Annotated in this window: 12 protein-coding genes; 6 read left to right on the forward strand and 6 right to left on the reverse strand. The window is 66.3% G+C overall.

What is annotated here, in order from left to right; all coding sequences use genetic code 11:
• Window positions 1-13: 13 nt before the first annotated feature.
• The gene (locus VF746_14585; GenBank protein ID HEX8693646.1) at window positions 14-775 is read left to right on the forward strand and encodes a hypothetical protein; all 762 of its coding nucleotides are present in this window, start codon (window positions 14-16) and stop codon (window positions 773-775) included.
• Here the strand turns inward: VF746_14585 and VF746_14590 are convergent.
• On the reverse strand, window positions 682-4,176 hold the full coding sequence (locus VF746_14590; GenBank protein HEX8693647.1) for an AAA family ATPase: 3,495 nt from the start codon (window positions 4,174-4,176) through the stop codon (window positions 682-684). The two genes, VF746_14585 and VF746_14590, sit on opposite strands and share 94 nt — an antisense overlap.
• Window positions 4,177-4,767: 591 nt before the next feature.
• Between VF746_14590 and VF746_14595 the strand changes: the two genes are divergently transcribed.
• From VF746_14595 to VF746_14605, 3 genes are all read left to right on the forward strand, one after another.
• Complete coding sequence (locus tag VF746_14595) at window positions 4,768-4,974, forward strand: hypothetical protein (GenBank protein ID HEX8693648.1); 207 nt, start codon at window positions 4,768-4,770, stop codon at window positions 4,972-4,974.
• A 158-nt stretch (window positions 4,975-5,132) separates the two neighbouring features.
• Window positions 5,133-6,389: a CHAT domain-containing protein gene (locus VF746_14600; protein HEX8693649.1), complete on the forward strand. Its 1,257-nt coding sequence runs from the start codon at window positions 5,133-5,135 to the stop codon at window positions 6,387-6,389.
• 496 nt (window positions 6,390-6,885) lie between these two features.
• Window positions 6,886-8,505, forward strand: coding sequence for a hypothetical protein (locus tag VF746_14605; GenBank protein ID HEX8693650.1), 1,620 nt, complete (start codon window positions 6,886-6,888; stop codon window positions 8,503-8,505).
• Window positions 8,506-8,539: 34 nt separating this feature from the next.
• On the opposite strand, the gene VF746_14610 is transcribed toward VF746_14605, so the two are convergent.
• Both VF746_14610 and VF746_14615 read right to left on the reverse strand, forming a co-directional pair.
• The gene (locus tag VF746_14610) at window positions 8,540-9,052 is read right to left on the reverse strand and encodes a hypothetical protein (GenBank protein ID HEX8693651.1); all 513 of its coding nucleotides are present in this window, start codon (window positions 9,050-9,052) and stop codon (window positions 8,540-8,542) included.
• A gap of 312 nt (window positions 9,053-9,364) precedes the next feature.
• On the reverse strand, window positions 9,365-15,292 hold the full coding sequence (locus VF746_14615; protein ID HEX8693652.1) for a hypothetical protein: 5,928 nt from the start codon (window positions 15,290-15,292) through the stop codon (window positions 9,365-9,367).
• 1,036 nt (window positions 15,293-16,328) lie between these two features.
• Here VF746_14615 and VF746_14620 point away from each other — a divergent pair.
• Window positions 16,329-16,724, forward strand: coding sequence for a hypothetical protein (locus tag VF746_14620; protein ID HEX8693653.1), 396 nt, complete (start codon window positions 16,329-16,331; stop codon window positions 16,722-16,724).
• Between the two features lie 288 nt (window positions 16,725-17,012).
• Here the strand turns inward: VF746_14620 and VF746_14625 are convergent, their stop codons facing one another.
• A complete protein-coding gene (locus tag VF746_14625) occupies window positions 17,013-17,555 on the reverse strand; it encodes an SH3 domain-containing protein (GenBank protein ID HEX8693654.1) in 543 nt (180 codons plus the stop codon).
• A gap of 461 nt (window positions 17,556-18,016) precedes the next feature.
• On the opposite strand from VF746_14625, the gene VF746_14630 reads away from it, so the two are divergent.
• Window positions 18,017-18,754 carry a hypothetical protein gene (locus VF746_14630; GenBank protein ID HEX8693655.1) on the forward strand — a complete coding sequence of 246 codons (738 nt, stop codon included), beginning with the start codon at window positions 18,017-18,019 and terminating at the stop codon, window positions 18,752-18,754.
• A 69-nt stretch (window positions 18,755-18,823) separates the two neighbouring features.
• Here the strand turns inward: VF746_14630 and traF are convergent, their stop codons facing one another.
• Together traF and VF746_14640 are read right to left on the reverse strand one after the other, a co-directional pair.
• On the reverse strand, window positions 18,824-19,408 hold the full coding sequence (gene traF, locus VF746_14635; protein ID HEX8693656.1) for a conjugative transfer signal peptidase TraF: 585 nt from the start codon (window positions 19,406-19,408) through the stop codon (window positions 18,824-18,826).
• Window positions 19,398-20,042 (reverse strand): hypothetical protein, encoded by a 645-nt coding sequence (locus VF746_14640; protein ID HEX8693657.1) that lies wholly within the window; start codon window positions 20,040-20,042, stop codon window positions 19,398-19,400. Before VF746_14640 ends, traF begins: the two co-directional genes overlap by 11 nt.
• Between the last annotated feature and the right edge of the window lie 18 nt (window positions 20,043-20,060).

The raw sequence follows: 20,060 nt of genomic DNA on the forward strand, positions 1-20,060 counted from the left end.
TTATGAGGCGATCATGGAAGAGCACCCCACCCCCAGCCCGGTTTCACGCACTCCGCGTTGCGAAGTGGATCAGGCCGGCCGACTTCAGGCTCTCCTCACCGAGTACCAGTGGCTGCGCCAGGAATCGCTCACCGCGATCACCAACCGGATCTCCGTCATGAACTTCACGTTCGCGGCGCTGTCAGTCATCGTAGGCAGCCTGCTGGCGAGCCACGTTCCGGATCTCTTGGGAGCCGGTGTGGCCATCGTCGTGGTTCCCCAGTGCGCAAAAGCAGGCCTGCTGATCTGGTTCGGCGAGTACCGGCGCACCATCCGCGCAAGTCAGTGGGCGGCGGTCGTAGAGGAGAAGGTGAATGCGGCCACCGGTGCTCCGGGTACGATGGAATGGGAGAGGAATCTAAAGCGCGAGGGCAGGCACATGACGTATCCGTATATCGCGGTCGTATTACTGCTGATGGGCGTATCTTACCTGGCCACCATCTTGGGCCTGTATTTCCTGAAGGCGGGGCTCGGGTCCGCGGTGTCGAGAAGCGCGAGCACGGCGATCACGGGAAGCACCCTGCTGAGCTGCGTGGCCTTGGAGGCGTGGTTCCTTGCCGAAACTGCACATGCGCAGCGGGGGAGGCCGCGCAGGCCAGGCAAGGGCTACAGTCGGGGCGGTTGTGATCGGGGGCTGCGCGTCTACTCGGTGATAATGAAGCGCCGGCGTGACGCGATCTCTTTGCAATGGCGGTCCCGGAGGCCGGGAAGCTCCACGCCGCAGCGTACGCGGTGAGCGACGTCCGTGCCTACCTGCCGGGCGAGGTCGCCGAGCGACTCGACCAGTTGCGCGTGGACGGGGGATTCGTCGCTCCGCATGACGAGGTTGGCGAGGGCCAGCCCCTTCCGCGAATTGCCGAGGCTTGCCTGCCGCTCGCGCTCTGTCATTCCCGGCGCGTCGGGAAGGAGCTCAAACGTGCTGAGCATGGCCGCGTCCCACGCGTATGCCTGCGCGAATTCGCCCATGGCCTCATAGAGCGTGGCGAGGTTTGCGCGGGCCCGCCACAACCGGCGGGGAACCCGGTTGGCCATGCCGAGCTCCTCCGCCTTCAGCAGGTGGTGGCGGGCGGTGGCGTATTCGCCCTGCACCATGTGCAGGCACCCCAGGTTCAGGTGCACACGCAGAAGGGAGTTCTCGTAGCCGTGGTCCTCCGCGAGTGCCTCAGCCCGCAGGAGCCGCTCGTGCGCCGCGTCGTGGCACTCCTCTAGAAGGTCCAGGTGGGCCACATCGATCAGGCTGTGCACCAAGCGGTCGGGGCGCTGGCGGCGCTCGGCCACCCGCTCCGCCCGCTCCCAGAACCGGCGGACGAGCGTCCAATCGCTCTGGAAGTACGTGGCGCCCCAGTTGGCAAGCACCTTCAGCAGCAACGCCCAGCCGGAGCGGGAGCGCAGCCGCAGCGCCTCGCGGAGCATCGCGCGCGACTCGTCCCTCAGGGTGAGCTGCCGGAGACTAATGGCCAGGCGGATTAGGTTCTCCGCCCGCTCCGCCTGAACGACGGGGGCGTCGGGTACCTGCCGCAGCATCTCATCGGCGCGCCGGTGCCACCCCACGGACGATTCGTACCGGTCCACCACGAAATCCTGCCGTCCACGGTACCCCACCAGCTGGGCCCTGCGGAATAGGTCCCGGCGAACTACGGCCAGCATCTCGGCCTCGGTCAGCGCTGCATCCAGTAGCTGACTGCCGCTCCCGGTTACGTCGGCGAGGTACTGGATGTACTCCATGAGCAGGGCGAGCAGCTCCTGCTGGCGCCGCGAAGTGGTCCAGCCCGCCATGGTGCAGAGAGGTGCCACCGCGACCGCGTCATCGATGTTTCCGCGTGCCCGCGGCGACAGGTTGACGACCTTCTGGGCGGTGTTGTCGTCCACCACCGTGATCGCCATGCCCAGCGCGGATGCCGCATCCGCCGCGCGCCCGCGCCGTCCCACCTCGCGCGCCAAGGCGCGGGCATGCTCGTAGCATTCCTCGGCCAGCCCGGCCTGATACGCCAGACTCGCCGCGAGCCCCGGCGCGGCGCTCTGGCCGGTGCGCTGGTAAAGTTGCCCGGCAATGCGCCGCTGCCGTACCGCACCCATCTGCTCCAGCACCCCCCGGCGGATGAGGTCGTGGTCGAAGGACGCCTGGCTGGCCCGCAGCCCCCGTGCGGTCAGGATCTCGAGCCGCTGGAACGCCTCGACGGCCGCGTACGCCTCCGCGAGTCCCGCGCTGGAAAGGGCGGCGGCTTCCACGTCGAAAAACTTGCCCAGGCACGCGGCGGCTTCCAGCAGTTCCCACGCGGCGGGGGACAGCCGCCCCCGCAAGATCTCCAGCCGGTGCAGCGTGGGCGCGCGGAGCCTGTGTGCATCGAGAGCCTCCTGCAGCCCCTCGGGGCGCACCAGCACGTGCTGGCTTAGCAGGTCCTCGTAGACTAGGTCGCCGCGCTCACGCAGCAGCGCCAGCGCTTCGCGAAGGGCGAACGGCGTCCTGCCTACCTGCTCGATGATGGACGCGGCCTGGTGCGCCTCCAGCGTGGGGACGCTGGCGCGGAGTAGCTGTGCCGCCTCCGACGGATCGAGCGAGGGGAGCTTCACCACCGTCGTCTGTTCCCCGCACAGCTCGCGAATGTGACCTTCCCAGATGGCCGCCAGTCCCTGCTCCCGAGTGTCGGGAACGTCACGCGACGTGAAGACCACCATCACCCTGCCCTTGCCCAGCCGGCGCAGCCCGTCGAGTAGCTCCTGAAGCAGGGCCAGGGCCGATGCATAGACCTTGTGCAGGTCTTCCAGAATGACGGCGATGGGTTGCTTCTCCGAGCGGGCTGCCAGTACCAACGCCAGCAGCTGCCCCAACTCACGCACGCTCGCGCGGAGGCCGCTCCCCGCCCCGGCAGACAGCAGTTCCGCCCCGCGTCGGGCGAGCGGAGCCGGAACTCCGAGTCGGGAAAGCATCGTCTCGACGGCCACCTCGTCTAGCCGAAAGACGTCGGGCTGAACGGGAACCAGGCAGCGCAGGATGGCGAGGGCGAGCTCCTGGTCGCGGTTCTCGAGCGAGCCGTCGAGGAGCACTTCGTGCACTCCGTGGTTGATCCACAGGCGCCGCAGGCGCTGTACGAGGTGGGTCTTTCCCGTGCCGGCCGGCGCGATCAGGCCGACGCTCTCGAACGGGGCACCGGATAAAAAGCGGCGGAGCGCGCGGCCGGCTTCTTCCTCGGCTGGCTGCCGTGACGGAGGAAGCCAGTCGGCCAGCAGCGGCGGAAGCACGCGCAACCGGCCGCCAGGGAGCACGTTGACGCGCACCTCCGCTCCTCCGGAGCCTAGTTGCGCGCGGATGAGGAAGTCGTCCGCGGAGTACAGCCCCGGCCGCTGGATGAACAGCGCGTGTACGCTGCGGAACCGGTCGCCGAGGCCCACTGCCCCCGCCGGACGGCCGGGCTGGAACGCCATGCTCATCCCGTCCGTGCGGCAGGCGGTGGATAGCTCCACTTCCTGCTGACCGCAGCATTGCACGACCGCGGTATCGACGATCAGGTAGAGCGGGGTCCCGGGTTGTACCTTGAGTTCGGCTTCCTCCAGCCCGCTTTGCGGGCGGTCTATGCGAGTGCTGAACGAAGCCCGCACCTCCAGGACCATGGAATCCCCCCCTTGCACCGCAGCATTGCCGGCCGTACCGGGGGGATCTGCGCCCGGCGTATCATCCAAGCTCCGGGTCTGTGGCTTGGAAACACCACCGGTGCGGCGTGCCACATCCAAGAGCTCGGCTCCTGTCATCAGCGTGCAATCCAGGCCCGCACGGTACGCAAAGTCCTCGATGGCGCACCGCAGGAGGTCCGTGAAACGACCGTTCGTGACAAAGATGAGCCGGTTGACGTCAGACACGTACGCCATCACGACGTGGCCACCCACGTCGTCGATGTCCAGATGGGCGCTAGTCCGCTTCTTGATCTCCACCCACAGCTTGGAATTGACTGACGACTGTTCCTTAGCGATCACGTACACCGCGTCGCCGTCGCGTCCACCGTCCCCCGTCGCCTGCCTGCCTTGCACCATGACGTCATGAATGCCGTAGTAGCGGCAAAGAACGGACAGGGCAAAGGTCTCGAATTCCTCCCAGAGGCACTCCGAAAGTTCATCCTCGGAACCGGGCAGTAAATTGATCATGGGCGAGCTGATAATCAGTAGTTATCTAACAGAAGTGGAATGGAGCGCAGCGCACGCACCATGTTCCCGCATTGGACTGGAATCTAAGTCCTCACGGGGGAAAAAGCTACATATCAGTCAATCTCCGACAGGCCGCGGTTCGGAATCGCCGCCGCGGGTGGTGGGTTCGAGCACCCGCCGGTGTTGCGTCCCCGAGATGGACGTGCGCCCCAACAGGTGTTTTCCAGGACCTGGGATGTCGCGTACGAGTGGCGCACCGAATTCTCGAAGACAACATCTCCTTTGATCTAGTACAAAGATTGAACAGCCGTTAGAGCGTTGATAGCGGTACCGTCCGTGGAAGGCGAAGGGGCTGCATGAAGCGATTTCAGGGTCGCGACTTTTTCGCGTTTTGGCCCCCGAGTGATGTGCCACGAGCACCGCGAAGTTGAAGGCGTAGGGAGGAGATCTGAAACAGTTCCCGGTGGTTTTGACTGATCAGGGTTTGCACGGAAGACATTGCAGCGGTTGGCAAGCCATTGCTGCGCTTTGTCCAGCATTTGCTCGCTATCCTCCTATTCAGCCCGGCCCTCTTCTGGTCCGACGGCATTCGTGCTGCACGCCCCGCTGCGCTTGGTTCCGTTCGTCACGACAACGATGCCGCATCCGCCTTCGCCGTTCCTGGATTACGCCGTCCATCTCGGGTTCCTGCAGCGCGCCAGCGGCGGATACATCTTCTTCCACCGCCTGCTGCTGGAGCATTTCGCCGCCGGCTCCGCCCTAATGGCGGTTGGGCTAAGAAGGGTCCGGTTCTCCTAATTATTGGTCAGAGAGCCCGACCTGCCGAACCGTGACTGCACAATGATCTTCACTTTGCGCCGGAACTGCATCGAGCCGAGCCTCGGGCTTCTGGCGTCGCCGAAGCAGAGGGGTTATCACTTCTACGCTGATCTTCTTTCTCCTCTACGGTCCCTGCCATGTCGAACGACCAGGTCAGCGGCGACAACGACGTCGTGATCACCGCTGGGGGCGACGTCGTCCTCAACTCGTCCGCGCTCGCGCAACTCCCAGGCAACGGTGCGTCGATCCCTCTCCCTGTCGCGGATCCTCCTTTGCCCTGTATCAGTTACCTGCGCGTTCGCCTCGTCGAGGAGAAGGGGCTGCACGACCTCTCTCGCAATGCCGAGTTCGCCAGCTTTCCGCTGATCGGCTTCCATACGTCCCCCGTGTCGATGGACTTCGTGGCCTTCCGCGCGGCGGACCGGCTGACGGAGAGCCAGATCGTCTCCCTGGGGAACGAGTTCTTCGACGCGGTCCAGCGCGTCTCCCGCGGGTTCGGGTTGAAGCCACGCGGCCGAAACCCGAACGGGCTGCTTGCCTTCGTCTTCGAGGAGGGGTGCCCCGAGTCGACGGCGCGCTTTATCCGGAAGCAGACGCGGATCTCGCACCACGCCTCCACGGGCGCCGTCACGGTATCGTGGGTGATCGACCTCAAGCATCGCCGCATCCACACGCACGAGAACCCCGTCTCCATCTTCCCGCCCGTGATCGTCGTGCCCCAGACGGTCTTCCCCGGGCTGGGGTGGCTGGAGTCGATCCTCGGAGACCTGCCGGACGACCCATCGCGGGACGAGGCCAGCCGCGCAGGACCTGCCGCCCCGACACCCCAGGTCTCGCGCTCGCCCGCCGATCGCATCCGCATCCTCTTCCTGGCCGCGAACTCCACCCGGGCACCGCTGGACCTGGAGCGCGAGGTCAGCAGGATCCAGCAGGACCTCCGGATGGCGCGGGAGCGGGACGCCCTGGAGTTCCGGCACGTGGGCGCCGTCACCAGCGACACCCTGATGCAGGCGATGCTGGACGAATCTCCCACCATCGTCCATTTCGCAGGACATGGTGTAACTGGGGGAATTCTTCTGCGCAACGAGGTAGGGCACCCCTGTCTGGTGACCGGCGACGCCCTGGCCAGCCTGTTCGCGCTCTTCCGGGACACTGTGAAATGCGTGGTGCTGAACGCCTGCTGGTCCGAGGCGCAGGCACAAGCCATCCGCCGCCACGTCCCGCACGTGATCGGGACGCGTGCCGGGATCCTGGACGCGGCCGCGCTGGCCTTCTCCGCCGGGTTCTACAAGGCGATCGGGGCAGGGAAGGACATCCCCTTCGCCTTCGAGGCGGGGAAGGCCCGGGTCCACATGGAGGGGTGTGGCGGCGAGGATCTCCTGATTCTGCTCTGACGAACGGCGGTGACGCCCGGAAGGCGAAATCTCCCGGCGCCGTCCGTCCAGAAGGTCGATGGGAGGTCGCTCTCCACGCTCGCTGCCGCGACCGTTCCGCGGTTGCCCTCACCGCAGGAGGGCAGTTGACGATGAAAGAAGGCTGGTCGCCATCCTCGTCACCGCAGACGCTCTCCCGGGACGCCTTTTCAGAAAACGAAGAACAGCCGTCATCCGATCCCGGATGGCGGCTTGTTCGTAATGACCCCGGCCGGACTCGAACCGGCGGCCTACTGCTTCCTAATCTGGAGGTCGGGGGTTCGAGCTTTCGTTTGCGACCCTGAGCTAAATGCCCGTAGGACGGCACCTTACGCCGCCTGCGGGTTTTCGTTTTTAGCTCAGGTCTGGAGCCAGTAACAAAACTCCAGTAACAAACGAGAACGCTTCCCCCGGGTTCGCGGTACCCTCAAAGGTGAGATGCCGCGCACCTGTACCTGCCCGGTTGGGGAACGAGAGGATGCCACGGGTAGCCAACAAGAGGGCGGGAGGGCAGGCGCCGGCGGCGGTCGGCGCGCAGGAGCCGCACGCGAGGTTGTACTGGAAGGACGGGCGCGCCTACATCGACGCGCGTGCCTGGACGAAGTGGGGGGGCAGGCTGGAGGCGCTGGTCCAGCCGGGCGAGCGCGGGGCCACCAGGGACCCGGTCCAGGCCGCCCTGCTGTTCGCGCAGCGGCTCACCGAGCTGCGCGAGCTCCGCGCCCAGCATCCGGACGGTCTGCCGGTGCCGGAGGAGACTCCCGAGCTTGCCGCGCCCACTGAAGACGAGCTGGACCGGATTGCCACCTTCGCGGGGTGGTACCTGGCGGAGAAGGCCAGCCGGCCCGGCCGGAAGCGCATCACGTCGCGGCATCTGGAGGGGCAGCGGAGCAAGCTGGTCCACGCCGCGCGCTTCTTCGCGCAGAAGCGCGGAAAGGTGCTGCTGCGCGACCTGGAGCCCGCCGACATCCGCGAGTACATGAAGGAGCTGCGCACCACCCCGCCGGCGCGTCTGCGCGACCAGCCGGGCGGGTGCAGGGGCGTGCTCACGTCGACCACGCAGCGCCGCTACCTCGACACGCTCGGCGAGCTCCTGCAGGCCGCCGTCGCCGAGGGGCGCATCACCACCAACTGGGTGCACGAGCGCACAGACCTCCCCGCGGTCGATCCGAGCCCGACGAAGCACCTGGAGCTGTGGGAAGGCGCGCTCCTGCTGGAGGGCGCGCGGCGGCTCTACCCGCCCGACCGGCAGGGCCCGCCCATCTACCCGCTGCTCGCGTTCTACCTGCTCACCGGGATGATCGAGAGCGAGCGCGCGGGTATCCGCGTGGTGGACGTGCGCTTCTCCGGCGACGTGGAGTTCCCGAAGGGTGTGATCATCGTCCGGCCGAACGAGTCGGTCCGGAGCGAGGACACGAGGGACCGGCTGAAGACGGAGTACCGGGAGCGCGTGATCCCGCTGCATCCGCAGCTTGCGGAGATCCTGGCCGAGTACCTGAGCGGGCCGAACGCTCCCCCGGGACCGCTCCTGTTCCCGGCGCAGGGGAGCGACGGGACCGTTCCGCTGGGCGACTGGCGGAAGCATCTGGACCGCGTGGCCGTCTATTGCGGATACGAGGCGGGCGAGGTCCGCACCCGCCGGCTGCGCGTGACCTACTGCTCGCACCGCGCCTACACCCTGGACGAGCTCGGCCACCCGATGACCGCTGTCAAGCTGCAGGCGGAGATGGGGCACGGGTCGTTCCAGATGATCGAGCGGCGCTACTTCCGCCACACGCGCTTCCGCGCCGCGCGTCCGCAGCTCGAATACCGCTGGGCGGACTGGTCGGAGCAGTACGGCCACCGGCTCGGGCAGGCGGCGCGCAGCATCCGCCATGAGCTGACGCCGAAGCTCCGCGCCGTGCTCAGTCTGCTTCCCCCCGAGGGGCTCTCGGCCAAGCAGTGGGAGGTCGCGTCAGGGCTTCCGGTGGGAACGTTCTACTACTGCCGCGACGTGCTGGTGGAGCGGGGGTACGTGCGGCGCGAGGGGGCGCGGAGGGGAGCGCCCTTCCGGGTGGTGGCGGACAACTGCCTGATCGAACCGAGACGGAAGGCGGCATGAATCACAAGGGGGCGGCTCGACCGAGCCGCCCCCCTCATGCTCTTCCCGAAGCGCGCCGCGGGCCCGGCGGCCGGGCGAGCGCCGTCGTTCGCCGCCGTCCAAACCGCTCCTGCGCGGCGGCGATCTCGTCCGCCGGATCGGCATGGGCCTTGGTTGCGAATCCGCCTCCCGCCGGAGTCGAGGCGAGGACCGAGACGTGGGCGGCAGCCTGCTCCGGTACAGGGGGCCGCGGAATGGCCCCGATCTGCACGACGAACCGCCGGAGGTCGGCCTCCGTGGTGCGGCGCTCGCGGCCGTAGGGGTACGACTTCAGCACCACGCCCCGGAACCCCGTCCGCATCACCTTGCGCACGGCGGCGGCGGTGCGCTTCCGTCCACCCAAGTGGCGATGCAGCCAATCTGCGGCTTCTGCCGGTGTGAGTCGGCGCTCCTCTTCCCTCTCCGCGTCCGGCGCGTCGGCCAGCAGCTCCCGCAGCGACTCCACCGGGACCATCGTTCCGGCGGGTGCATCGTGGACGAATCGAATCAGCCGTTCCAACTCTGGCATGGGAACCTCCGCCCTCCACTAGGCGAGCACGTCAGCGTCCGACTCTGTTTCTCCATAGAAGGTACCACGATGCATGCGATGTCGTTCTGGGCTTGGGCAGAGATATGCGCAGCGCGTAACGTAGGATGAAGACGTTCTCAAAAACTGCTGGCTCACTACCGCGCCCGAAGGGGAGCTCTCTTCGCATGGGCTGCAGGTGGTGAGTCGCGCTCGAACAGCGCCCAACTTTGCCTCAGCGAACTTTTGATTCCAAGACGGGCGAATCCCCGGAAGGCGTGGCTACCGCTTAGGGCACGTGCGGCCAGCAAGATGTTAGCGCGGAAGGGCGGGTGCGGTTGCGCGCAGGTACAGAAGTAGTCTTGTGAAGCGACTCGCGAGGTGCAACGGCAGCTCCGACCATAGCCGTTGCACAGCATGGAGCGCCGCAAGAGCGAGCCTGGGGCAGGCACGGATAGCGCCGTCGAGCCCCGCAGCGAGACCAGCGACTGCGGTTTCGGGATCGGAGGCGGACAGCGAGAGCCGCGCGAGGGCCTCGACGATCTCGGTGTCATGTTCCCCCGGCCTGAGGGGTCCGGGTGACGTCGGCTCCGCGAGGGCAATCTGTGTTAACGTTTGCATCAGCGCATCACGTTCCGCGGCCGAGCCATAGTGCGCTAGCTGCGTGGCAGCGACACTCAGGGCGAGGAACCCAGCGCAAGCGTCCTCTTGGATGAGTTTGGCGAAATCGGTGGCGGCTATGACCGCGCGCACGGCCTCGCACGCGTCGGGATCAGCGGCATCATCGCCGAGCACCGCCGCGAGTGTTACCCAGCCCCCGACGGCGCCTGTTTCGGCACGCAGCTTCTGAGCGGCGTCTTTGACGCCAGCACGCAGCGACTCGCGGGAGATCAAGTTCGCGGCCTCGGCGCCGAGTAGGTTTTGGTAGGCTCCTTCCGCCGGCCACAGGTAGGTCCCCATTCCGTCGGGGAGCCCCGAGAGGTCGCGGTAGAGGGATACGCGGAGCGTTTTACCGCTATCCAGGGTGACGGTCGCTATCCCGGCCGCGAGTTGCCGCTCCCGCTCAGTGAGCTCCAGCCCGGTGACCACTGATGCGGTGGCCACTCCTGATAGAAGGAGCCGCGCTGCATCGAAGTGGCGGGGATGTGCGCGGTCGGCCCACACCGCCGAGGAGCGGTCGAAGAACGCGGTGGATAGTCTGCCGCTACGCCTGGAGAACGACTCCTGAAGTCCCTCGGCGCTCGCTCCCAGGGCCCCATAGATCACGAAGATCCGGTGGGCGTGACACCACAGCATCGCCAGACGGTTCGCGGCCGGCCACCCGGCCATCCGGCCATCGTCGCGCGTCTCCTCCTCAAGCCAGGCGAGCACCCGCCCGAAAGCCTCCGCCTCTTCAAGAAACACCGGCGAGAGGATCTCACGCGCCAGACGGCGCGCAAGCCGACCATATCGGACCTCCCGCCGCGCGAGGTGGCCCAGGAGGTAGAGCGAGTTGATCGCTGATACGGGTGAGCGCCGGACGTGGAAGCGTTCTCGCACCAGCCTGCGCACGCTCTCCGGGTCAGTGTTGTCCAGCCGGTCGAGAAGCGCCCGGGGCGGCGGAACCGGCAGGGAAACACAGCGAATCACTGCAGCCGCGAGGGGCAGTTCCCGTGTCCACGCGGCGCCTGCAGACTCCCATGCCTCGGCGAAGGACGCGTAGCTGGCGTCAGGGTCGATCCGCAGATGGTCGAGCACAGCGGCGGGATCCGGAGGCAGCAGGTCTGCAATCTTGATACGGCTGGCGGCCTTTACCGCCTTCTCTATCGCCGGGAAGACCTGCGCCATCGAATGCTCACTTGCTTCCGTGAGCGCCTCGAGCCGGGCCGCGCCCGGAGACAACGCCGTAATTCGATCGGCGAGTTGGGCGAATCGTCGGTCGGACATGTCGAGGCTTGGCCGCACCGCAGCCAGCGCGGCGCGGCGGGCATCCTCAGCGTTAGACAGAATGCTCAGATTTGGACCTGGCTGGAACACAACACCCCCGTCCCCCACGATCTCGAACAGGCCGGGACTGGTGGATGGGCGAAAGGTGAACGCCCTCGGCTCCTCGCCGAGGGACTCGATTGTCGCGGAATCACCCCTCAGCGCCGCCGCTGACGCGTCCGCGAACGCGTCAAGTGCGAACTCCTTCCCCTCTACGTTGACGACAGATAGGAACCGCCAGCCAACGCGCTCAAGGAGATCCCGGTCCCGGATCCGACCGCGGATCGGCTCAGGCAACGCCGCCAACACGCGCTGACCGAGAAGACGGCAGTACTCCTCGGGTACCTCTGGCCCCGCCGGGATCGAGAGGTCTGTGAGCCGCGATGCGAGCATCCCCCCGATAAGCTCGCCTAACTCGGGCTCGGCCTCGATCCGCGGTTCGACGATGTGCTGAAAGACCCACGCGGCATAGTCGGTCATTCGCGTTCCGTCGTCCTGTAGGTCGAGCATCACGAGGGGTAGGCCGCGCAGCAGGAGCATGGAGAGGCCCGTCGCCGTGACCTCCAGCTGTGGCTGATCGCCAGTCAGGATCGCTGCGCGCGAGAGCCCGAGATCCATATACAGGTTCTCGCGCAGCCATTCCGCCCGTGCTTCCCGGTCCTCGGGCGGCACCTCAGAGGACGACCAAAGATCCATGAGGGCGTCCTCGCAGGCGTGCGTCACACTGAGAACAAAAGGCCCCTCACGGGCGTCCCGGGCGGCCGGGTCGACGGGCTGAAGGTTCGGATCTAGCATGCAGGCCGCCACGTACCTGCGGAGCACGCCCAACCCCCTGGACTCAATGACCTGTGACTCCCGGACTGTTGCAGCGTTCAGGTGGAAGAGCACCTCCTCGCGGGTGAGTGGGAGGTAGCGGATGTTGCCCGCCCGTAGGCGGTTGACTCGCGAGAAGAACGCATCGTCTGACAGCCGGCCGCGAGCGCGAAGCGCCGCGAGCAAGTCCATCACATCCACCGTTACTTGCCCGTGCTGCAGTGCGACCTTCGAGATGTGCCGATCGTCAACGCAGGCGATTTCTCCTTCCCGGTCCGTCGCTGCGAGCACCTCTGCAAGGCCCGCGAGTTCCCCTGAAACCTTGTCCGGCACGTCGTCGGAGCCGGTGGGTTCCGGGACCAGCCGGTAAGTCCCGGCCTCGAACCCTGCCGCCAGGTGGAGCCGGAGGCCCGCGATCCATTCCGCGTCGCGTGATGCCAACTCGGCGGCCTCCAGGTTGTCAGCCCATCGCGCGACTGTCGTGTCCTCGACAGTGACGTCGAAACGGTCGCATACTTCCGCCAGTGCTGCGGAGCCCGCGAGCAATTCGACAGTGCTTGCTGTGAAGTGAAGTCGGCCGCCCTGACGAGGCACGATAGCGCCGGGTGCGGCCTGCCCCTCTACGCCCAGTCGTTGGAGGATCTCGACCGCTTCATCAGCCCGCAGCACACCTTCCAGCGAGCGAATGACATCGCGGAGGGTCACCCGGCTCCAACCCTCGGGAATCGGGTCTGTCGGGCGATCGACTTCTGACGCGAAGACAACGAGGCAGTTGGCCCCCACCGCGCCAGAGGCCGGTTCGGAACTTGGGATCAGTGTTGCGGGATCGACCACCCGCATCCGGCCGCCCGCGACGAACGACCGGATCGCCCTGTACGCCTCCAGGCGGCCGGGCTGGTGATGCCTCCTCCTGTTCTCCATGGCGACGAGAAGCGGAGCGATCCGGTAAGGCAGCCGTATCATCCCGAACTCGTTGACGAGGTCCGAAAGCAGTTCAAGATGGTGGGCGAGCACCAGCGTCGACGTATCCATCCGAAGACTAGCGCCGGCCGGAAGCTCGAGCGGCTTCGAGCGCTCGCCATGCCGGGTCCGGGGCGAGAACTGCGCGGTAGGCGACGGGCGATCCTCGTTCAGTTCGGGGAGACGATGCAGCAGATGCGAGAGGGGCTCTCCGATTATTGAAGCGAGTGTATGGACCGGAAGTGCGCCTTCCCCATACTTCGTAAAGGCTTCCTCCAGCGCTTGATTACGCCCGACCTGGATTTCTTGGAACTCTTCGATCCGGAATTTCTGTACGCCGCCACGGCCCTCGGCCGCTAGCTCGGTCATCCGCTCGGTCAGCTCCCGGGTCTCGTCGTCGAGGCCGAGCTGAAACGCGGTCATCAACGCGTTCACGACTGCGTCTTCAGGCAGGTCAGCCGCGCTGCCCGCCTGCCGCCAGAGGCCGCGGCCGAGTTCGCGATCCTCGTGTGCCATTAGTTCCGCGAGCCAGATCAGTGCCTCGGTCGGGACATCCGTGCGCCCGATCAGCCGACGCGCCACAGCCAGTACTCCGTGCAGATCGGCCTTGAGGAGGCGGTACTGCGCGAGCGCGAGGTTGCTGGTGGTGTCGTCGCGGCGGGCCACCACCCACTCCATCTCCTGGGCAGCCTCTCGCGGATAACCCAGCGCCGCGTGAGCGCCCGCAGCAAGTGCACGGAGCGAGATCTGTGCGGGCTCCGCTAGCCCACGCGCCAGGAAGGGGACTAGCTTTTCAAGTGCCTCGCGGTAGCTGCCCGTCTCCATGTGGCCGCTGGCCACTAGGTGGACGACCGTCGTCGTATCGATGTGGGCGACGTGCGGCCCTACCCGCTCGACGACCCACTCCCAGTCCCCACGGCGCGCCGCGAGGGTAGCAGCATCCAACAGATACCCGGGATACCGGGTGGCCTCGAACGCTTCACTAAGGAGCTGGCGGTGCTCGAGGTATGGCACGGCGCTTTCGGCCGCGCCGGAGACCAGGAGTCTGAGAGACCAACGTCGGTGCTCAGGAACGCGGGCCAGCGAACGCTCGGCCTCCATGAGCTTCCCGCGGCTGGCCAGCAACTGAACCCACCTGACATAGAGAAGGCCATCAGGTCCGACCTGTCCCGCGTTAAGCGCCGAGCGGATCACCGCCTGCGCGGCGTCATGATCACCACGGGAAGAGTAGAGGTCGGCTAGCACGGACGTGTGAGCTGGCTCGCGGATCGCACCGAGCGCCTCCAGGGCGCTGATGGACCTGTCGCGGTCAAACTCCAGCCCGTAGGCAGACACCCACAGTATCGGGACGGGCTCGGCCGGCTCCTCGTTGACCAGCGCCTGCATCAGGCTGACGCCCTCCGCGTGCCTTTCGGCATGGGCCATCAGAGCGGCGGCTTCCCAGCACTGAACCCGCCGGGAGGTCGGTCCGTCGGCGAGCGTCGTCAGCTCCGAAAACTGCTCGGCTGCGGATTCCAGCAGCGCACGCGCCCTCTCATCCTCCCGGATCAGGCGCGGGTCCACTGGGAACGGCCAGATTTCCCTGACGGTGTGGTCCAGGGCGGGCGAGAGCGCGCCGCTATAGCTGATCCGAGCACGTAGAAACCGCCCCTCAAAAGACCTGGGTTCCTCGCGCAGGCATGCCTCTACAGACTCGGTCGCCGCTTCAAGCTCACCCTTGGCGAGCGCAAGCAGTGCCCGTAGCCGGTGTGTCTCGCTGTTCGGGGGCGGGTCACCCGCGATATCCAGGAGCGCAGTTGCCTCCTCGAGCCGACCAGCGGAAAGGTGGATCCCGGCCGCGATATTCAGTTGTGACCGGCCGCGGCTACTGCCGAGTATCGCCAGCGCCTCGTTTTCGGCACCTTGGAGCAGCGCAATAAGCGCGCGTTGAGTGCTGTCGTCGCCGCCCTGGTCGAGCTTCCGCGCCGCGGCCAACAGGGCTTCTGCCTGATTCGCGTCTCCACGCTCAGCAAGCAGCACTGTAGCCTCGAACCGGAGGAACCGCGCACGCACCGGAGCCGCATCTGCCCGCCCGCGCTCAAAGTCTTCTCGCCGATCTTTAAGCGTGGCCAGCACCTCCTCGCCCCTCCCCTCGATCCAACGGGTGCGCAGCGCCTCTAGCTCCTCGGCAGCCCGTTCGGATAGGACTCTCGTCCGTGCGGCGTAAAGGCCAGCCACATCCTCAGCTAGGATCGCAACGAGATCGTCACGCGGGGTGGCCGGCGCCGCCGAAAGGGGGGCCTCCGCTGCCTGCTGCTCGTCATCAAGGAAGCCGGATCGCTCGAGGGCCATGAACTGGGCGGCCTCCGGGTCGTCCATGAGCGCGCGCTTCCACGCCCGGTTGACCTGCTCGACGAGCGCAGCCGTGTTGAGGGAGAATCCGCCGTGCTTTCGTAGTAGCCGTGAGATTCTTTCCACATCCCGCGGTCGTGCGCGGGCACCGGAACGCCCGATTATCTGGTGCATCACGGCCGGATCCGTGAGGCCGCGAGTCAATCCCTCCCGCTCGGTTGAAGGGACGGTTTCAACTACACGCGTAACTGCCCGCCTGTATGCGGCATTGAACAGCGCAGTCGCCCCCGAGCCGCGCCGCAGGCGAGTTATCTGGCCAGAAAGCCATCCGACGAAGCGGATGCTGCCGAAAAGACTGCCGATGTCAGGCATAACAAGGGAGGGGTTGGGCCAGAGCCGTGTTCGGGGCGATCTGCCGCCCTCGATATTCTAACGCCTTGGCCGGCACTAAACACGCTGCCTGGGGCCGGGTCCCTCTACGTTATATCGGCGTCGCGACCAACGTCGATGACCAACTCCCTCGCGGTGCCCACACCCGAAGCAGTCGCCAAACACCAGGGGATTCAGATGAAAACCCAAAGAAGTTCGGCGCTTCAGCATCTACTTCCACCACCCGGCGGACGCTGACGGCGGTTTAGCTCCGGTCCGCCACGACTTCGTGCAGGTAAAGGCAATCGCCTTTGAACTCCCGGCCCAAGCAAGACGTCCCGCTCTCCCGGTTCAGCATCCGCGAAATCGCTCGCGAGGCAGTGCTTCGCGACCTGACAGCCTCCCTTAGCAGCGTTCAGCACTGACGACTCCCTGGTTGAACCGAGACGGAAGGCGCCATGAATCGCAAGGGGGCCGGTGGCCTGACGAACGGCGGAAGCGGAGAATCCCGCCGAGTACGGTGAGCAAGTGTGCTGTTCGGCTGGACGGACGGGCCGCAGAGGAGGCAGCGAGCGTCTATCCACGGAGCAGGCCCCCCCGGAACGGGAGCCCGCAGGCCTTGGCAGCCTGATCTTACTGGCCGAGGTGCGTGGTGGACGGCCTGAACGGACTTCTTATTGCGGCAAAACAAGATAGCTGAAACCTGAACCTGGCGCCATCTGCCGTTCCTGCTGCACGCGTGGAAGATCCCGGGCGGGGAACGGATCGTGCGCCGGGCCCCCAGCAAAGTACGCCACGCGGGGGAGGCGATCCGGACAGCCCTTGAATTGAGACCATCCCAATGCCACACCAGCCGACCCCGGCCGACCTTCCCGACCAGTGGCGCGCGCTCGCGGCGCAGCAGCGCCGCCTTGGCGCCGACTCGCAGGCCCGTATCCTTGATATCTGCGCGGATGAACTCGAAGCCGCGCTCACTCGCGCGGCGGACGAACTCCTGAGCCTTCAGCGCGCCTCCCAGGAGTCCGGCTACAGCGTGGACCACCTGAGCCGTCTGCTGCGCGAGGGAAGGATTCCCAATTCAGGCCGGAAGTCCAAGCCACTCATCCGCCGCCGGGACCTGCCCCAGAAGGGGAGAAGCCGCAAGGAGGAACCTCGTCTTTCCAACCAGGGTGGCTATGTTTCGGACAGGCTCATCCGGGACATCGTCCGCTCCAAGTACGGAGGCGATGATGCCTAGGGATAGCCAGCCGGGGGCTTGCCAAGAGGTGCTGGCCCTAGTCCTTAGGGGATTACGGGGCGAAGATCCACATTGCCCGAGCCGGCCGCGTGGCGTGTGCCCCACCTGCTCTTGACCTGACCATCAGAGGAAGCAGCAGAAGCGGAAACTGCTGCACCCGAGACCCCAAGCACCGAGCGAAGCCGACGTCACGTCAAGGCACCCGTTCTATGGTACCCAATATACTTGACTGTGCCCTTCAACCGGCCAGTATTGCAGAATGGCGCTCGCAGCTAGCGGTAGATGGCCCTATGGCTGGTTTGGATCCACAACTGAGAGATTCGGCTCCGGCCGACGAATCCGCCTGATTAGAGACGCATTCGAAATAACACGCTGACCATTAGCGAGCTCCAGGACCGCGATAGAGCCCGAAATCGATACCGTCCGCACCGGGAGGACCGCACCCGTGGTGAACTCCACCTCACCCTCTTCGTCTCTGGTCGCTTCCGTTTCCTCCTCGCTCGCGTACGCGCGCTCCATCTCCTCGTCGATTTCCTCCTCTGCGAGGCCGTTTAGAGGAATCACGAATGGAGACACCTCAGATGCCCTTACCCAACCACGCGTACCATCAAGGAGTGTCACCTCGAACCAGCCCGCACGTAACTGCCGCACTTGCAGAATGACCTCTCGGCCAAGGACCTGTAGCGTGCTCGCGGTTGCCCTCGGCTGCGCCCGCAGCAACACGCCGTCGCGGGCTAATACCGCGCGAACCACTCCCACAGGTGCGCCATGACTCCCGTTTTCCGAGACCTCCCACAGCCGCCCTTCTCGAATGCGCCCGGCAATGCGCATCCCGGACAGCGTTCTGGCATCCCGTATGATGATCGTCCCGTCGCGTCCCAGTTGTCCGACGCCACGTCCACGATAGCGGATGGTCCAGGCATGACTGGCCGTCGCTCGTGGCTCAAGCGTGAGCCGTGCCCGGCCTCCCGTGGTTATTTCCTCCAGAGTGCTGCGGAGAGAGCGCGGAATTGTGACTCCAGATCCCGAGTGCCCCGTCCCGGCGCGACCACGGGCAAGACCCGTAGGCCCTCCCCCCCGAGCACCAGCGGCAACGGCGCCACTACCGCCACGTGCTGCACCAACGGCTGCTCCAGCGCTACCGCCGCGTCCAGCACGGCCCAATAACCCCCATTGCGCGTGGGCTAGGGCGGCAGTCCCGCAGAAAGCGACGATCATTACGATTACTGCGCCTGCAGTTCGGCGGCTATACGGACCCATTCTGGTGATCATCCTAGAGTCCGGAGGCTAAAGTGCTACTGACGCGAGTACCCCAAATAGCGCGGCGCCTCTTCCTTCCCCTCCTGCTGACGGCAAACGTCGCTGCCTGCAAGGATGAGGATTGTCTCCGCCGGAACGACGAACTGAGCAAGGATAGTGCCCTGAAGGCAGAAACCATTACGGCCCTGACCGACAGCGTGTCACGCCTGACGCGGAAAGTGGAGGGCCTGCGCCAGCGCGCCGAACTGATCCACGCTGTCCATGTCACTGTGTCGATCAGCGGCCTTACCGCATCTGATTCATTGTACCATGATTCTGACTCCACGTCGTTGAGCGTAAACAGCCTATTGGTCCTCACTCGACAAGACGGAGCAGCGTACCGCTTCACCAATATTCCACGTGCAGAGCCACCGATCGGTCAGGCACGTCTAGCTCGGATCTCAGACGGACGGTATCAGCTCACATTGTCGTATGAACCCGAGGATCCTGTTCAGCTCCTCGGGGATTCGGTCGGCGTGCTGGCCGAGGTCAAGACCCTCCAGCTAGACCACTCCTGGGTACTTCCTGCTGTTGGACTCGGTGTAGGTCCGGCGACGACCGTGGACGTGACCGTCGTGGCGAACGGTATCTCGGCGGTCCAGGTTCAGGTACCGCTGTCGCCAGATGTGACATCCTATGACGTTACAGGCGCATTCAGCCAAGCATCGGTACGATATCGCACTGGTTTGGATGCGAGTATCAACCAAGCCTCACCAATCGAACAACGTTAACTGGCAGACGGGTCCGCCGCGCCCGGACCCGCACCTTCGAGTTCGATTCATTTTGACGCATCGAAGTAGTCATCGTACGAGGAGCGGTGTTCGGCGATCGAGGATCTGCGAGCGGCGCACCGGCCCATAGTACCGGCTGTCGAACGAGCGCTCGGAGTGGGTGGACTGCAGCCAGTACTCGTCTCTCGCGAGGACATGCCGCCCCCAGCGGGGGTGTGGCATCTCCCGGTCGGCATGGTCTCGCGCGATCACCTGGCTGTTCGCGACGGGCACGCCGTTGATCCACACGCCGCTCCGCCGCACCTCGACCGTGTCTCCCGGCAGGCCCGCCACGGGCTTGCCGATCACCGCGGCGCCGGACGCGCACCGGGTGCCGTACACGTACAGCTCCAGCCCCTCGCGGTGGACATAGCCGCGGTTCATGGCCAGGCGCGCGAACTCTCCTTCCAGGCAGAAACCCACCACGTCGCCGCGGGCAGGCGCGCCGCGGAGCTCCCTCACCTGGTAGATCCCGATGGGAAGGCTTTCCGTGCTGTTGTAGGTGAGCCGGAAGCCGTAGAGGAAGACCAGCGGCGCGACGAGCGCGACGGCCGCCAGCCGGGGACGCAGGTGCCCCAGCCGCCGCGGGCGCGGGCCGCGCGTCCTACCGCCCACGCCAGTCCGCCTCCGTGCGGGCGGCGACGAAGGCGCCCGCCAGGACGGTGTTGCCCGTCGGCGGCCGGCCGGTGGAGTCGGTGGCCACCGCGCCCGATACCTCGGGCCGGGCGCCCGGGAGCGCGATCGCGCTGTCCGCGACCGAGAGGGCGAGCTGATAGGCGCCCTCCAGCAGCCCGTCCTCGGAACGCGTAACGGCCACGGTCCCGGCCCTCGCCGTGTAGAGGATCGGCGCGTCCACCCCGCGGCTCACCCGAGCCCAGGCCAGCCGCGGATCCAGCGCCTCCTCCTTCGTCAGCGCGGAGTCCCCGGGCGCACGCACGCGGTAGTGCCCGACGAGCGGACGCTGGCCGCGCGTGAGGTTCGGGAGGATGAGCACGACCTGGTCACGCGCCGGGCCGTCCGTGACGCACGTGATCGTGACGCCGAGCGAGCCGACCCCAAACCCGCCGCCCGCGGTGGGCGTGACGTGCTCCGTGTACGCGGAAACCCCGCGTTCGCCCGGGCTCCCGGGTTCGTGCACGGTGCAGCCGCCGGCGGTGGCGCTGGCGGTCTCGTGGGAGCCGCCCCTGCACGCGCCGCCGGCAGCGAAGCAGGTTGCGATCAGCAGCGTGGAAATCCGAGATCTCGTCATGGTCGGATCGGTGAGGGG

The sequence above is a fragment of the Longimicrobium sp. genome, from assembly GCA_036389795.1.
Taxonomy (GTDB): domain Bacteria; phylum Gemmatimonadota; class Gemmatimonadetes; order Longimicrobiales; family Longimicrobiaceae; genus Longimicrobium.

Excerpts from the sequence above, each read along its gene's own strand:
- VF746_14585 (HEX8693646.1), top strand. The coding sequence starts at position 14 with ATGGAAGAGCACCCCACCCCCAGCCCGGTTTCACGCACTCCGCGTTGC.
- VF746_14590 (HEX8693647.1), bottom strand. The coding sequence starts at position 4,176 with ATGATCAATTTACTGCCCGGTTCCGAGGATGAACTTTCGGAGTGCCTC.
- VF746_14600 (HEX8693649.1), top strand. The coding sequence starts at position 5,133 with ATGTCGAACGACCAGGTCAGCGGCGACAACGACGTCGTGATCACCGCT.
- VF746_14605 (HEX8693650.1), top strand. The coding sequence starts at position 6,886 with ATGCCACGGGTAGCCAACAAGAGGGCGGGAGGGCAGGCGCCGGCGGCG.
- VF746_14610 (HEX8693651.1), bottom strand. The coding sequence starts at position 9,052 with ATGCCAGAGTTGGAACGGCTGATTCGATTCGTCCACGATGCACCCGCC.
- VF746_14615 (HEX8693652.1), bottom strand. The coding sequence starts at position 15,292 with ATGCACCAGATAATCGGGCGTTCCGGTGCCCGCGCACGACCGCGGGAT.
- VF746_14620 (HEX8693653.1), top strand. The coding sequence starts at position 16,329 with ATGCCACACCAGCCGACCCCGGCCGACCTTCCCGACCAGTGGCGCGCG.
- VF746_14625 (HEX8693654.1), bottom strand. The coding sequence starts at position 17,555 with ATGCGCATTGCCGGGCGCATTCGAGAAGGGCGGCTGTGGGAGGTCTCG.
- VF746_14640 (HEX8693657.1), bottom strand. The coding sequence starts at position 20,042 with ATGACGAGATCTCGGATTTCCACGCTGCTGATCGCAACCTGCTTCGCT.